The organism is Armatimonadota bacterium, assembly GCA_016789105.1.
GTDB lineage: Bacteria > Armatimonadota > Fimbriimonadia > Fimbriimonadales > Fimbriimonadaceae > UphvI-Ar2.
On record JAEURN010000004.1, the window covers coordinates 81,585 to 94,054 of the forward strand.

At 60.6% G+C, this 12,470-nt stretch carries 12 protein-coding genes; 9 read left to right on the forward strand and 3 right to left on the reverse strand.

Features of this window, described 5'->3' with window-relative positions; genetic code table 11:
* Positions 1-4 precede the first annotated feature (4 nt).
* Positions 5-592, forward strand: a complete 588-nt coding sequence (locus tag JNM28_03285; GenBank protein ID MBL8067448.1) for a hypothetical protein — start codon at positions 5-7, stop codon at positions 590-592.
* On the forward strand, positions 592-1,401 hold the full coding sequence (locus JNM28_03290) for an NADPH-dependent oxidoreductase (GenBank protein MBL8067449.1): 810 nt from the start codon (positions 592-594) through the stop codon (positions 1,399-1,401). The genes JNM28_03285 and JNM28_03290 overlap by 1 nt, the downstream gene beginning before the upstream one ends.
* A 109-nt stretch (positions 1,402-1,510) precedes the next feature.
* On the opposite strand, the gene ftsZ is transcribed toward JNM28_03290, so the two are convergent.
* On the reverse strand, positions 1,511-2,641 hold the full coding sequence (gene ftsZ / locus JNM28_03295) for a cell division protein FtsZ (GenBank protein ID MBL8067450.1): 1,131 nt from the start codon (positions 2,639-2,641) through the stop codon (positions 1,511-1,513).
* A gap of 155 nt (positions 2,642-2,796) precedes the next feature.
* Between ftsZ and purE the strand changes: the two genes are divergently transcribed.
* The 4 genes from purE to JNM28_03315 are packed head-to-tail and all read left to right on the forward strand — an operon-like array spanning position 2,797 to position 5,546.
* Positions 2,797-3,288, forward strand: coding sequence for a 5-(carboxyamino)imidazole ribonucleotide mutase (gene purE, locus JNM28_03300; protein MBL8067451.1), 492 nt, complete (start codon positions 2,797-2,799; stop codon positions 3,286-3,288).
* 9 nt (positions 3,289-3,297) lie between these two features.
* Positions 3,298-4,155, forward strand: a complete 858-nt coding sequence (locus JNM28_03305) for a bifunctional 5,10-methylenetetrahydrofolate dehydrogenase/5,10-methenyltetrahydrofolate cyclohydrolase (GenBank protein MBL8067452.1) — start codon at positions 3,298-3,300, stop codon at positions 4,153-4,155.
* Between the two features lies 1 nt (position 4,156).
* Positions 4,157-4,972: an alpha/beta fold hydrolase gene (locus JNM28_03310; GenBank protein MBL8067453.1), complete on the forward strand. Its 816-nt coding sequence runs from the start codon at positions 4,157-4,159 to the stop codon at positions 4,970-4,972.
* 28 nt (positions 4,973-5,000) lie between these two features.
* Positions 5,001-5,546 (forward strand): ComEA family DNA-binding protein, encoded by a 546-nt coding sequence (locus JNM28_03315; protein ID MBL8067454.1) that lies wholly within the window; start codon positions 5,001-5,003, stop codon positions 5,544-5,546.
* Here JNM28_03315 and JNM28_03320 read toward each other — a convergent pair.
* Together JNM28_03320 and JNM28_03325 are read right to left on the reverse strand one after the other, a co-directional pair.
* A complete protein-coding gene (locus JNM28_03320; protein ID MBL8067455.1) occupies positions 5,537-6,952 on the reverse strand; it encodes a glycosyltransferase family 39 protein in 1,416 nt (471 codons plus the stop codon). The genes JNM28_03315 and JNM28_03320 overlap by 10 nt on opposite strands.
* Positions 6,949-7,866 carry a hypothetical protein gene (locus JNM28_03325; GenBank protein MBL8067456.1) on the reverse strand — a complete coding sequence of 306 codons (918 nt, stop codon included), beginning with the start codon at positions 7,864-7,866 and terminating at the stop codon, positions 6,949-6,951. Before JNM28_03325 ends, JNM28_03320 begins: the two co-directional genes overlap by 4 nt.
* A gap of 137 nt (positions 7,867-8,003) precedes the next feature.
* Here JNM28_03325 and JNM28_03330 point away from each other — a divergent pair, with 137 nt between their 5' ends.
* From JNM28_03330 to JNM28_03340, 3 genes are all read left to right on the forward strand, one after another.
* Complete coding sequence (locus tag JNM28_03330; GenBank protein ID MBL8067457.1) at positions 8,004-9,629, forward strand: S1 RNA-binding domain-containing protein; 1,626 nt, start codon at positions 8,004-8,006, stop codon at positions 9,627-9,629.
* Positions 9,630-9,710: 81 nt separating this feature from the next.
* Entirely contained in the window at positions 9,711-10,250 is a 540-nt protein-coding gene (locus JNM28_03335; protein ID MBL8067458.1) for a dephospho-CoA kinase, read from the forward strand.
* Positions 10,251-10,491: 241 nt separating this feature from the next.
* The gene (locus JNM28_03340) at positions 10,492-12,429 is read left to right on the forward strand and encodes a hypothetical protein (protein ID MBL8067459.1); all 1,938 of its coding nucleotides are present in this window, start codon (positions 10,492-10,494) and stop codon (positions 12,427-12,429) included.
* Positions 12,430-12,470 lie beyond the last annotated feature (41 nt).

Below are 12,470 nucleotides of genomic sequence, written 5' to 3' on the forward strand. Positions count from 1 at the left end.
TCAAATGAGATTGGCAGTGTTTTGCATGGTGGCGATGGTGTTTGGGACGACCGTGGCGTTGGCGCCTGTCCAACAGCCGCGCAAGACGAACCCCGATGCGGATCGTATCAACTACAAAATTCAAAGGCTGCTGATCATGGATCAACTGTTGCCGGTCTTGCTGACGAAGGAACAAGTCAAGGCCCTGCTGCCCGTCATCGAAAAAGCTCGCCAAGACGAGATTGATGTGGAAAAAAAGGAGCTTGAACAACTCAAGGCGATCGAACCGGAATTGGACAAAGAGCTCGACGCTGCGATCAAGGAACGGAAGACCCCGACCGACGAGTTCACGGCCAAATTCAACAAAATGGTGGGCGAATTCACCGTCAAGCGCCGCCTGCTTGTGGACCTTTCCGCTTTCGCCGTTTTGAAGAAGATGAAGGAAGTGTGCAACGATGGGCAGCTCAAGGCGGCGGAAAAGGCTCTGGATCCCAAGGCGATGGGGGAAAAAGACCCTGAATCGTTCACGAGCGACCAAAAGATCATCCTGTGGATCCGGAACGTGCTTCTCGACCGCGCTTCCTATGACGTTTTGGTTGATATGAGCCGGTGATGTTCGGCGAAACAGCCAGCGAGGCCTGGCAGCAGCGATTCGGAAAGTCCACCCCAGGAACCGGGGGCGCATCCGTTCCGGCGAATTTTTTTGCCCATCGGAGCGTCCGGCATTTCTCAAACCGGGCGATACCCCGGGAAGTCATCCAGGAGCTTGTGGGGGCGGCTCAGAGTGCCGCAACCAGTTCCAACCTGCAGATGTGGAGTGTTGTCAGCATCCAGGATGCGGAACGGCGGGAAGCCATCGCCAAATTGGCGGGCGACCAAGATCAGATCCGAGCCGCGTCATGGTTTTTGGCTTTCATCGTGGATTTGCACCGGTTAGCCGAGGCAGCACGGTCGGTTGGTGAAGATCCGGCGGCCCTGGACACCGCCGAATTTTTTACCATGGGGGTTGTGGATGCCGCCCTCGCGGCCGAACGGATGGTCTGCGCCGCCGAATCCATCGGGATCGGGACTTGCTACATTGGGGCCCTCCGCAACGATGTCTTTGGGGTGAAGGAGCTTTTAGGTTTGCCGCCCTTGACATTCGGAGTTTTTGGGTTGTGCCTTGGATACCCGGCCGAAGAGTCCACCGCCGAAATAAAGCCGCGTTTGTCCAACCAAGCGGTGTGGTTTGAGGAACGTTACGACCGCGAAAAGGGGATCGGCGACTTTGATGCCCGGGCGGTGGCCTTTTATGAATCTCAAGGAATGAACCCGGGCGTGAACTGGTCGATGCGGAGTGGCCGACGGGTCAACGGCACGCAGATGACGGGTCGAGAGGCCGTCAAACCGTTTTTGACCGAGCAGGGATTGGATCTGCGTTGATCCCGGCCAAATCGGCCGTCAGCACCTATCGCCACGTTTGCAAAAAAATGCCCGGCTCCCTAAGGAACCGGGCCATTCGTTGGACCAGTACGTTGCTCGTGTAAGTCGTCTATTTCTTTTGCCGACGCAGGAAACTCGGGATATCGAGGTCGATCTCCGCGAGTTCGATCGGCTTGTGTTGCATGGTTGCGCGAGGGCTGGCCACTTCGATGGGTTCGGGTTCGGAATGGCGGGGCGAAGGGGTTGCCGCAGTTTCGAACACGGCCCGTTCTGGAGCACGGCGCGCCGTCGGATCCATTCCGGCGGCGAGGAGGGTGACGATGACTTCGTCTCCCATGGCTTCGTCCAAGACCTGGCCCATAAAGATTTCCGCATCGTCGGCATCGGCAAGGTGGTTGATGTACTCCATAGCCTCGCGGACTTCGCCGATGCTGAATGCAGAGCCGGCCGTGATGTTGACCAACAGCTTTTTGGCTCCTTGGACTTTTGTTTCCAGAAGCGGCGAATTGGCTGCCGATTCGGCGGCGAGCCTGGCTCTGGATTCGCCCACACCGCGGCCCATGCCCATGAGGGCGACCCCGGCGTTTTGCATGACGGATTTGACGTCAGCAAAATCGACGTTGATTAGCCCAGGCTTCGTGATGATGTCGCTGATGCCTTGAACTCCTTGGCGAAGAACATCGTCGGCGGCCCGGAATGCGGCAGACATTGGGGAGTTTTTGTCGACGACTTCCAAGATCTTGTCGTTAGGGACGAGGATCAGGGTGTCGACTTGATCCTTGAGGGCTTCGGCCCCGGCGTTGGCCAATTGCTTTCTCCGGGGGCCTTCAAAAACAAACGGCTTGGTGATAACGCCAACGGTGAGGATGCCGAGCCGGCGTGCCAATTCGGCGACGACGGGGGCGGCCCCGGTTCCCGTTCCACCCCCCATCCCGGCGGTGATGAAGACCATGTCGCTACCGTCGAGGAGGTCTGTGATGAGCCGTTCGGATTCTCGAGCTGCCGCTTCTCCCTTCTTCGGGTCACCACCGGTCCCGAGCCCGCGGGTTCCGATCTCGCCAATGGCGATCCGGACGTCGGCCAGGCTGGAATTGAGGGCCTGGGTGTCGGTGTTCAACGCGACGAACGTCACACCGGAGACCCCGGCTTCGATCATGCGGTTGACCGCATTGCATCCACCGCCTCCCACGCCGATGACCTTGATCACGGCTTGGGATTCGAAGAGGTTGATTGGCGTCATGTCGTCCATCCAGTTATCCACGGGCAATTGTCAAAAGACCGATTGGTCTTGTGGTTGTGGACGCCAAGGGGGGGTGAAAAGGAGCGGGTGGCACCTCAGAATCGCACTTTTTTGACCGGGTTTTCCACATTTAGAGCCGAGTAGACTCGTTGGAAATGGCACAGGTAGGGATCATCATGGGGTCCGACAGCGACCTTCCCGTCATGGAAGCCGCTGAGGCGGTGATGCACGAATTCGGCGTGCCCTATGAACTCCGGGTCATCAGTGCCCACCGCACGCCGGATGCGATGTTCGACTACGCCAAATCGGCGAAAGACCGGGGATTGAAAGTCATCATTGCAGGTGCCGGGGGGGCGGCCCACCTGCCGGGCATGGTGGCCAGTCTGACGACACTGCCGGTGGTGGGGGTCCCGGTCGCGGCAACCGGGCTGGACGGGCTGGATAGCCTGTTGAGCATTGTGCAGATGCCCAAGGGTGTGCCGGTAGCGACTGTCGCAATTGGCAACGCCCGCAATGCTGGGCTTTTGGCGGTTCAGATCCTTGCAACTTCGGACGATGATTTGGCTGACCGGTTGCAGATGTTCCGCGAGGACCAGACGGCCATGATCCAAGAAAGGGACCGGTTGACCGCCCGGGGCTCCGACTAAACTGGCCCCATGTCGGATCCGGTGATTCTGGATGGCCGGGCTTTGGCTCGAGAGGTAAGGGAAGACCTCAAACGCCGGGTTGCGGCTCTCAAAGCGAGTGGGATTTCGCCAAAGCTGGAAGCCGTTGTGGCAGCCCAAGATCCGGCGAGTTTGGCCTATGTGGAGATGAAACGCAAATGGGCCGGGTGGGTCGGCGTGGAATCCGGCAGCTTCATGGTGGATTCCTCGGTTTCGGAAAGGGCGCTGATGGATCACGTCGCCCAGCTGAACGAGGATTCGGACGTCCACGGCGTCTTGATCCAGCACCCATTGCCCCCGCACATCGACGAGGACCGCGTGCTGGAATCGCTGGGCCCGGAAAAGGACGTGGACGGCATCACCAGCGCGAGCCTGGGCCGGCTGACAGCCGGGTTGCCGGGATTCCGATGCGCCACTCCCCTGGGGATCACCAAACTGTTGGCCCGGCATGGGATCGAGTGTGCTGGCAAAAACGCTTTGGTGATCGGTCGGTCAAATATTTTGGGAAAGCCGATGGCCCTGATGCTGTTGGAGCTGAACGCGACGGTGACGGTCGCCCATTCCAAAACACAAGACTTAGCTTCGCTCTGCCGGACCATGGATATCGTCGTGGCGGCCGTCGGGCGCCCGGAAATGGTCAAAGGGGATTGGATCAGGCCGGGGGCGACGGTCATTGATGCGGGATATAACAAGGTCGAAGGCCGGGGCCACGATGTTGGCGATTGCGATTACGAGGCCTGTGCTGCGGTGGCGGGGGCGATCACGCCAGTTCCCGGCGGTGTGGGGCCGATGACGGTGGCCAGTTTGCTGGAAAACACGGTTCTGGCGGCAGAAGCCCGTTTGGTGTGACATGTGGTGGTTGGCGCTCCCTGGCGGCGTCTTGCTTTATTTGGGTGGATGCTGGGTCATGGCTCGGGCTTACGTCTCGCCGGTTCGACTGAGCCCGGGGCCGGTTCCAAGCTACATGCGGGAGGTCTTGTTTGCGGGCGACGGCTACTCCATTCCGGCATGGCGGGGCGGATCCGGTCAAGATGTCTATTTATGTGTCCACGGATACGGCGGCTGCCAATCGTCGTGGAACGCCCTTTCGACCGAGTTGGTGCCTTGGGCCGAAGTGGTCGCCATCGCCACGATGGGGCAAACTCGGAGCCCGGCGAAAGGGGTTGGATTTGGTGAGGGAGAGGCGATCGAAGTCATCGCCGTCGCCGAGGCATTGGCTGCCGAAGGTAAGAGGATCCATTTGGCCGGGGTCAGCATGGGTGGAGCCGCTTGTTGGATCGCGGCTGGCTCCCGGCCCGACCTGTTTGCCTCGGTGACGACCGAAGCGGCATTTGCCCGTCTGGACTGGGCAAGCGAGGAGTTTTTGAGTGTGAGCGTGCCATTTGGAGCGACTATATTTAGACCGATCATTCTGATGGCTGAGCGCAGCAAAGGCATCCGGGGCCACGAAGTCCGCCCGGCCGACGCGGCGGCATCCTGGAAGGGGCCATGCCTGATCCTGCAAAGCCGAGACGACGGGATGTTTAGCCCCCGCCACGCGGAAGCGCTCTCGCAAGCCACCAGCCAACCGGTTTGGTGGTTCGAGGGGCTCAAGCACGGCGAGATATTTTTGGAACGGGCGCCGGAAGTGGCCCGTACGATGTTGGAGGTGGGCGGTGTGGGGTGAACTTTCGGACCGGCAAAAGGTTGGATTGGTGGGAATTGCCCTTTGCGCAGCCCTGACAGCCGGTTATTGGATCGGCCGGTCTAGCGCCACAAAAACGGTTGCGCCCTTGCCCGCGTCATCCAGTCCGAACCTGGGGCCAGGTGCGGCACCGGTGGATCCGGCGGTCAAAGCGAAGGTCAGGGTCGACGTGAAGGGCGAGGTCCGCAATCCGGGCGTTTACGAATTCGAAGAAGGCGCCCGGGTGGAAGATGCTGTCAGGTCGGCGGGAGGTGGACTCGAATCGGCGGATTGGGACAGTGTCAATCTGGCCAAAATCCTCAAAGATGGTGACCAGGTGGTCCTTAAGGCCAAAAAGGCCCCACTCCCGGCTCCCGCCCAGTTTCCGATCGACATCAACACCGCCCCGGTCGAAGACCTTGTCCAAATCCCCGGCATCGGGGAGGGAATGGCGCACGACATCGTTCGCTGGCGCAGCGAGAACGGGCCGATCCAGAATCGGGAGGATTTGGAACGTATCCCGGGGTTCGGGCCGGAGACCGTCCGGCAAATGGAAGGCTACATCCGCTATTTTTGACCGGGCGCGCGGGGTTCGTTGATCCTTGCCGAGTAATTGCCCCGGGTTTCGATGTGGGAATATTGGTCAGACCGGACCGGAGCAACCGCATTGAGGAACGCATCCCGCCTTCCGACGAAAATTGCATTCGATTCCCCGTTGTTGTCGTTTTCGAGGACGGGGCCCCGGTAATAGAATCCGAGGGACGGGTGTCCGGAGTCGTTGATCTTGAACGGGGAACCCGAGGGGCTCGCGGTATCTTCGCCCAGCCGGGACTGGTACAGCTTAAGGTTCTTTTCGCGGGCCTCAACAGCAAACGACTGGACATCCTTGAATCGTCTAGACCAATCGGTATAAAAGACATAGTTCGCCACGGCGCAAAGGAGTACCGAAACCACGGCCGCGTAGGCGACCCAACCGGAAACGGGTTTAGGCCGGGGATGGCGCGTCAAAAGGGATTGTGCAACAAGGGCCGCAAGCGGCGGAATGGCCGGCAGGACGTAATGCACCAGCTTTGAACCGGACAAGGTGAAAAAGCCGGTAACGGCGCAGGCCCAGATGAGGAGGTAGGTGTCGAGCGGGTTTTGCGGTTTCCAAAACTTGGACCGGAACGCCCCGACGATCCAAGGGAGGAAGCTGACGGCCAGGGTCGCCGGGAAGAAGACCGGGTTGGCCCAAACCGGCAAGGTGTGGGCTTTGTCCCCGCCACGGAACCGACCGATGTTTTGTTCGATCAGGAACTTTTGGATGAAGACCTGGCCGTTCGCCAAGTAACAGGGCACGTACCAGAGTGCGACGATGCCCGCCACCAAAACAGTTCCCCCAACCCAATGCTTCCCCCAATTGCGACGGGAATCCGGGAGCAGCCAAAACGAAAAGATACCAATCAATCCAAAAAGAACCAAGGCAACCGGCCCCTTAGCTAAAACGGCGAGACCAAGCGCCGCGGCGGTCGCGAGCCTCAACTTTTGATCGCCGAGGATGCTTTCGTAGAACGTGGTGAAAGCAATGGTGAGGCAAAGGACCAACGGGGCGTCGGTCATCATCATTCGGCCGATGCCTACCACCAGAATCGAGGTGCTGTAGACCAAGGCGGTAAGGATGGCGGCATCAACAGAAACGTGTTTTTTGACGAACCGGTAAAGAACCCATGCGGTGGCCATTGTGCAGAGGAACGATGGCAGGCGGGCCATGAATTCGTTGGGCAAAACCGCACACAGGGGCATGGAGAGCCAGTACGCCAAAATCGGTTTTTCAAACCACGGCGTGCCGTTGAGGGTTGGTGTGATCCAGTCCCCCCTCCGGAGCATGTCCATGGTGACAGCCCCGTAGAACCCCTCGTCGAGATCACTCAGTCCATAAGTCCAGAAGCCGAGATAGGGGACTGCGCAGATCAGGAACCAGTACCGTTGCAGGAGGTCTCTCATGGGAGTGGGTGGTCGAAGAGGGCGTGCCGCCAACCACGGACAGAGACCCGGCAGGTGGTTGCTCCGACCGCGTTCATGAACCGCTCCAAAATGAGTGCGCCGGCGTGGATGGTTCGTTCACGCCCTTTTTCGAGCCCGGGGACGGTGCGCCTTTCGGATTCAGTCAAGCCGCACAGCCAGCCGACGGCGCGGGAAACTTCTTCAAAGTCCAAAACTTGCCCATGGATTTTCTCGGGCTGCCAGGTTGTGAGCCCTTCCCGGATCGATGCGAGGTTCGTCCCGGTTGCCCCGAGGACGAAAACTTCGCCGCACTGTCCGGGCAGGTAACAGAGCCCCACGGTTTGATCCAGTTGGCTCACGGCCTCGAGGAGTTCCGACGGGCCAGGGCACTCCGATTTCAAGGCAGTTTCAAGCAGTCCGAGCGCGCCGACTGGGAATGACCTCCTGAACAGGGTTTGCCAATCGCCGTCGGTCCGGCAGGCGGTGACGAGTTCCGTGCTGTGTCCGCCGGGATCCAAGACTGTGATGCGGTCGAGCCGGCTGAATTCCGGGTCATCGGCAACGGCAAGGAATCCGAGGCGGGCCTCATCTTCGCCGCTGAGGATGGAGACGGGGGTTCCTTGCGCTTTTGCGTCCCGCAAGAATCCATCGGCGTTTTGGGCGATGCGGAGAGCCATGGTTCCGGCCGCCAAGATTTCGTCTACGCCGTGGGATCGAGCGCATTCAAAGGCCCTTTTGAGGGCCTCTAGGGTTTGCGCAGCCCCTTGTTCCCCAATTTGTCCGGATTGTTTGACCCCGCTGCCCAGCCCGGTGACCTCACTCGTCTCGCAAAGGGGCTCCCATCGTCCGGTTTCTTGCTTGGCGATTGCCAGGAGGACGGAGTTCGACCCGACATCGACGACGGCTTTGGTCATTGGCTTGCGGAGTTTACTGGCGGCGGCTCAAAACGTCCTGATGCGGCCCAAGGGTTAGGCTACAATAGGCTTCGAAAATTTCGCGCCCCCCTCCTCCACCCGTATTGGGGTTGGCGGGGCCACGATTCAGGAACCCTATGACAACCGACGAGAAGCAGACTCCGGAAGAGTCGGCAGTTATCGAAACCGCCGCGGCTGAAGAGACGGCCGCAACCGATGCGGTTACGGCCGAAACCGAAGTCACGACCAGTGAACCCGCAGAATCTGCGGCCGCCCCGGCGGTCGAAGCTGCGGCCGATGAGGCCCCCGCGCCGGAAGCCCAAGCAGAGGCAACGCCGGCCGCCGACCCCGCCCCGCAAGTGCCAGCCGAAACGGTCGCTGAACCGGCCACAGCGAGCAGCGGGAAGCCCGGGATGACCGAGGACGAACGCCTGTTTGAAGAAGCGATGGCCATCCTCGGCGGCGAGGACACGGATTCGGGTCCGACGCTCAGCAAGGGAGAGCGCATCGAAGCAAAGGTCATCCAGGTTGAGAACGACCGGGTCTTTGTCGACCTCGGCACCAAAGCCGAGGGGATCGTGCCTTTGGCGGAGCTGGCCAACGAGAAGTTGGAATCGGCCATTGGGCATGTGAAACCGGGCGACACGTTCCAAGTCATCGTGTTGAAGACCCACAGTGCGGAAGGCAACCCGGTTGTCAGCAAGCGCAAGGCGGATTTCGACGTTCAGTGGCAACGCATTTTGGATTCCTTCGAATCGGGCGAGCTGTTCGATGCCAACGTTGTGGACCGCGTGAAAGGTGGGTTGGTCGTCGACATTGGCGTTCGGGGTTTTGTTCCGGCGACCCATGTCGGCAACGGCAAACTGCGGAACATCGAGAAGTACGTCGGGCAAATTTTGCCGGTCAAGATCATCGAAGTCGACCGCGAACGGAAGAAGGTGGTTTTGAGCAACAAGGCTGCCGAAGACGAGCGGCGGGACGAAGTCCGGGCCAACATTTTCGAGCGGGTCAAACCGGGCGAAGTGATGGAAGGGACGGTGCGCCGTTTGACCGACTACGGGGCATTTGTGGATCTTGGTGGCGTGGACGGCCTGTTGCACATCAGCGAAATGAGCTGGATGCGCATCGACCACCCGCGTGAAGTCCTCAAAGAAGGCGAAGATATTAAAGTGATGGTGTTGCGGCTCGACGAGGGCGGCGGTCGGATCAGCCTTGGTCTTCGCCAAGTTCTCCCCGACCCGTGGAATCTGATCCGCGAGCATTACAAGCAAGGCGAAAAAATCAAGGTGGTCGTCAACCGCATGGTTCAGGCCGGCGCATTCGTGCGATTGCCGGAAGGGGCCGAGGCATTTTTGCCGGTTGGCGAGATCAGCGACGAGCGGATCCAAAAACCGCAAGACGCCTTGGAAGAGCAGCAAGAGATCGAACCGACGATCATCGACTTGCGGCCGGATGAGCGCCGGATGGTTTTGAGTCTGCGATCCAACCCGCAAATCGGCGGATACCGCATGGATCCGAGTGTGGGCGCGGCCATGCGCGGGGGCCAGGGTGGCCAAGGCGGCCAGGGCGGCCACGGCGGCCGGGATTTCCGCGACGGCGGAGGAAAGCGCCGAGGTGGCACCAAGTTCCGCCAACCGGCCGAGGACACGGCTCCTTCGCAGCGTGTTGCCACGGGTGGCGCGACGATCGGCGAACGGCTTGGCTTGTTGAAAGGCCTGGTGCGGCCCGAGGCATCGGGCGAAACCGAAGAACCGGGCGAATAACCCATATTCGAGTCGGCACGCGCCCCAGGGAATTCCCAATTGGATCCCTGGGGCGCATTGCTTGTGGATAGACTGGTTGCCATGCGCGGCCCATTAGTCGTCACGGGCGGGGTGGCAAGTGGCAAAAGCACCGTCGCCGGGTTCCTAAGAGAATGCGGCTGGGATGTTTTGGATTCTGATGCGGTGGCCCGCGAAGCGTTTGAATCGGTACCTGTTCAGGATTGGCTCCGAAGCCAATTGGGCGAACGCGCTGACTTGCGGACGGCAGCACGCAACCGGTTAGGCGACCGGGAGTTCCGCGCCGGGTTGAACCGGTTAACCCATCCCTATATATATGGGCGGCTCCGAGAATATAGCGGAGACGCCCTAGAAATTCCTCTTCTTGTCGAATCCGGCTTGGCCAGCGCATTCGGGCCGGTTTTGGTTTGCGATTGCCCCCTGGATGTGGCGCGTCGCCGGCTGGAAATCCGTTTGGGTGGCCGTGGGGCGGCCGAAGGATTGCTGGCATCGCAAGCCGTCCCGACGGCCCGCCGCATGTTTGCTGACTACCTGGTTCGAACCGATCTACCGTTGGATTCCGTCCGACAGATGGTTCAAACCATCGCAAAGTCCTTGCGTTGAGCGAAGAAATTCGATTTCTGAGCGCATTTGGCGGGATTTTTGCGGAAGGAGCCGTGCTATACTCCCCGCGAGCGATAGCTTCCTTGCCGGCAGCGTTGCGCATCTATGCGCGGTGTTGCGTGGCGGGCTTGTTATCGGCTAACATTGGGTGAATGGCCCAATGAAGCGGACTCATGGGACGAGCCGGTTTTGGGAACGTGAACATGCAGAAGACGAAGTTGTACGAGGAGGACGGGTCACAGTGGAACTGAGAACGAAAACTCGATTTGGCGGACGGTTCGTCCGTTTGGGCGCCCTGTTGGTGGCCGCCGCGACGTTAGGCATTGCCATTCCGGCGTCTGCCCAGATCCAGGAAACGAACCGCTATGCGGTGACGGATTTCGCGGTGAAGGTGACGGCCCCGGACATCGACTTGGGTGCGGAAACCCGGGACAAGGTGCGGGACGCGCTCTCGCAGGTGTTCCAGCGTGACCGCGAAACGGTTCCGACCGACCAGGTTTCCCGTGCAATGCGCGACTTGGGGTTGATGCCCCCGGTGACCCGTGCGGCAGACCTCCTGCGGCTCGGCGATGCGCTCGATGCGCAATACATCGTGACGGGGACAGTTGAAAACTGGCGCGTCGTTCCGGTGAACGGGATGAAACAGGCCCAGATCATTGTTTCGGTGCAGGTTCGCAATGTTTCGGGTGGGATTCCGGTCAATGCTGCGGCTGTGACTGGGAAATCGGCCCCGCGCGGTGCCGACACCACTGAAGCGACTTTGCTTGGGGACGCCTTGACCGATGCTGCTTTCAAAGCAGTTTCTTCGATGGAAGGCAACATCTTGCCGACCGCGACGGTTTTGAGCACGACCGGCGACACAGTTTTGATCAACCACGGCACCCGTTCTGGCCTTCAGAACGGAATGCGGGCGATTTTCATGCGCGGGAGCGAGCAGGTTGCCGAAGGCACCGTCAGCAACGCGGATGTTGATTCTGCGTTTGTCCGCGTGACCCGGGCTACCAAAGGTGTGCGCCCTGGCGACAAATTCCAAACGATTGTCGATGTTCCGGTCATCCGTCCGGGCTGGGGTGGCGACGGCGACCCGAAGACTTCTAACCCTCGGCGCTCCAGTGCTGGCAACCAAGCTTTGTTCTCCCTGTTGCTGCTGCTGGTCATCCTCGGGTTCCTGTTCCTTGGCGGGCGCGGCGGCGACAACACGGTTGTCGGCAATGTGAAAGCCGAGGCCATCTCCAATGGGCTCAACCCAGGTGTCCGCGTCAGCTGGACCTTGGATTCGTTCGCCCGTGGCAACAATGAAGGGCCGTTCCGGTGGCAAGTCTGGCGCGAAGGCGTCAACACAAACCCGGTTGCGACCGTCCTCGCCCCGAGCACAGCAATCGTCGACGACACAGCCTTGACCTATGCCCCCACAAGCGGAAGCCAGTGGGATGACTTCGGTGGGATCACCGGCGGCAACAGCTGCACTAACGGTTCCCCTCCGGGCGGTGCCGATCCGACCGTGACGCCGCTGACCGTGGGTACGCCGCAGCGCTATAGCGTTGAAATGGTCTACCGCGTCGATGCGAACTCCCTGCCGTTCCCGCCGAACAACTCGTCCGGCTCCACAACGGGTACCACGGGGACGACCGGTACCACCGGTACCACCGGCACCACCGGTACTACCGGTACGACGACGGGTACGACGGGGACAACGACCGGTACCACGGGTACCACCGGCACGACCGGGACGACGGGTACCACCGGCACCACGGGCACAAACGCGCAATACTGCTACTTTGTCTCCGTCCGGGTCCCCGCTTCCGGCCAGGCGACGGCTTTGAACCGCCCGACCCTGAACTCGCCGAGCGACCCCTCGAACGACACTGGCAACACGGTCTTCAGCTTCGGCTCCGTCCGCGGCATCGACCTGACGGTCTCGCTGGAATACGTGGTGCAAATCTCACCCGACCCGATCTTCGGCTCCAATTCGGTGACGTTGGGTGAGTTCATCGACACATCCACACCGACAGGGACGACGCTCTCCACCCAACCGGTGGCGACGGGAACCCTGTTCCCGACGGCGACGACGCTCTACTGGCGTATCGGCGTGCGGAACATCCAGGACGTGCCGGGCCCAGCGGCAGACGGCACCGGCCGCCGGTACATCTGGAGCGGTGCGCGCCGCTTGACGCGCTAACGGGGAACGAAACAACCCCTCTGACACGTCCCACAGGTGGG

Bases quoted from the DNA above. Each gene is read 5' to 3' on its own strand.
- JNM28_03285 (MBL8067448.1), top strand. From the start codon at position 5: ATGAGATTGGCAGTGTTTTGCATGGTGGCGATGGTGTTTGGGACGACC.
- JNM28_03290 (MBL8067449.1), top strand. From the start codon at position 592: ATGTTCGGCGAAACAGCCAGCGAGGCCTGGCAGCAGCGATTCGGAAAG.
- ftsZ (MBL8067450.1), bottom strand. From the start codon at position 2,641: ATGACGCCAATCAACCTCTTCGAATCCCAAGCCGTGATCAAGGTCATC.
- purE (MBL8067451.1), top strand. From the start codon at position 2,797: ATGGCACAGGTAGGGATCATCATGGGGTCCGACAGCGACCTTCCCGTC.
- JNM28_03305 (MBL8067452.1), top strand. From the start codon at position 3,298: ATGTCGGATCCGGTGATTCTGGATGGCCGGGCTTTGGCTCGAGAGGTA.
- JNM28_03310 (MBL8067453.1), top strand. From the start codon at position 4,157: ATGTGGTGGTTGGCGCTCCCTGGCGGCGTCTTGCTTTATTTGGGTGGA.
- JNM28_03320 (MBL8067455.1), bottom strand. From the start codon at position 6,952: ATGAGAGACCTCCTGCAACGGTACTGGTTCCTGATCTGCGCAGTCCCC.
- JNM28_03325 (MBL8067456.1), bottom strand. From the start codon at position 7,866: ATGACCAAAGCCGTCGTCGATGTCGGGTCGAACTCCGTCCTCCTGGCA.
- JNM28_03330 (MBL8067457.1), top strand. From the start codon at position 8,004: ATGACAACCGACGAGAAGCAGACTCCGGAAGAGTCGGCAGTTATCGAA.
- JNM28_03335 (MBL8067458.1), top strand. From the start codon at position 9,711: ATGCGCGGCCCATTAGTCGTCACGGGCGGGGTGGCAAGTGGCAAAAGC.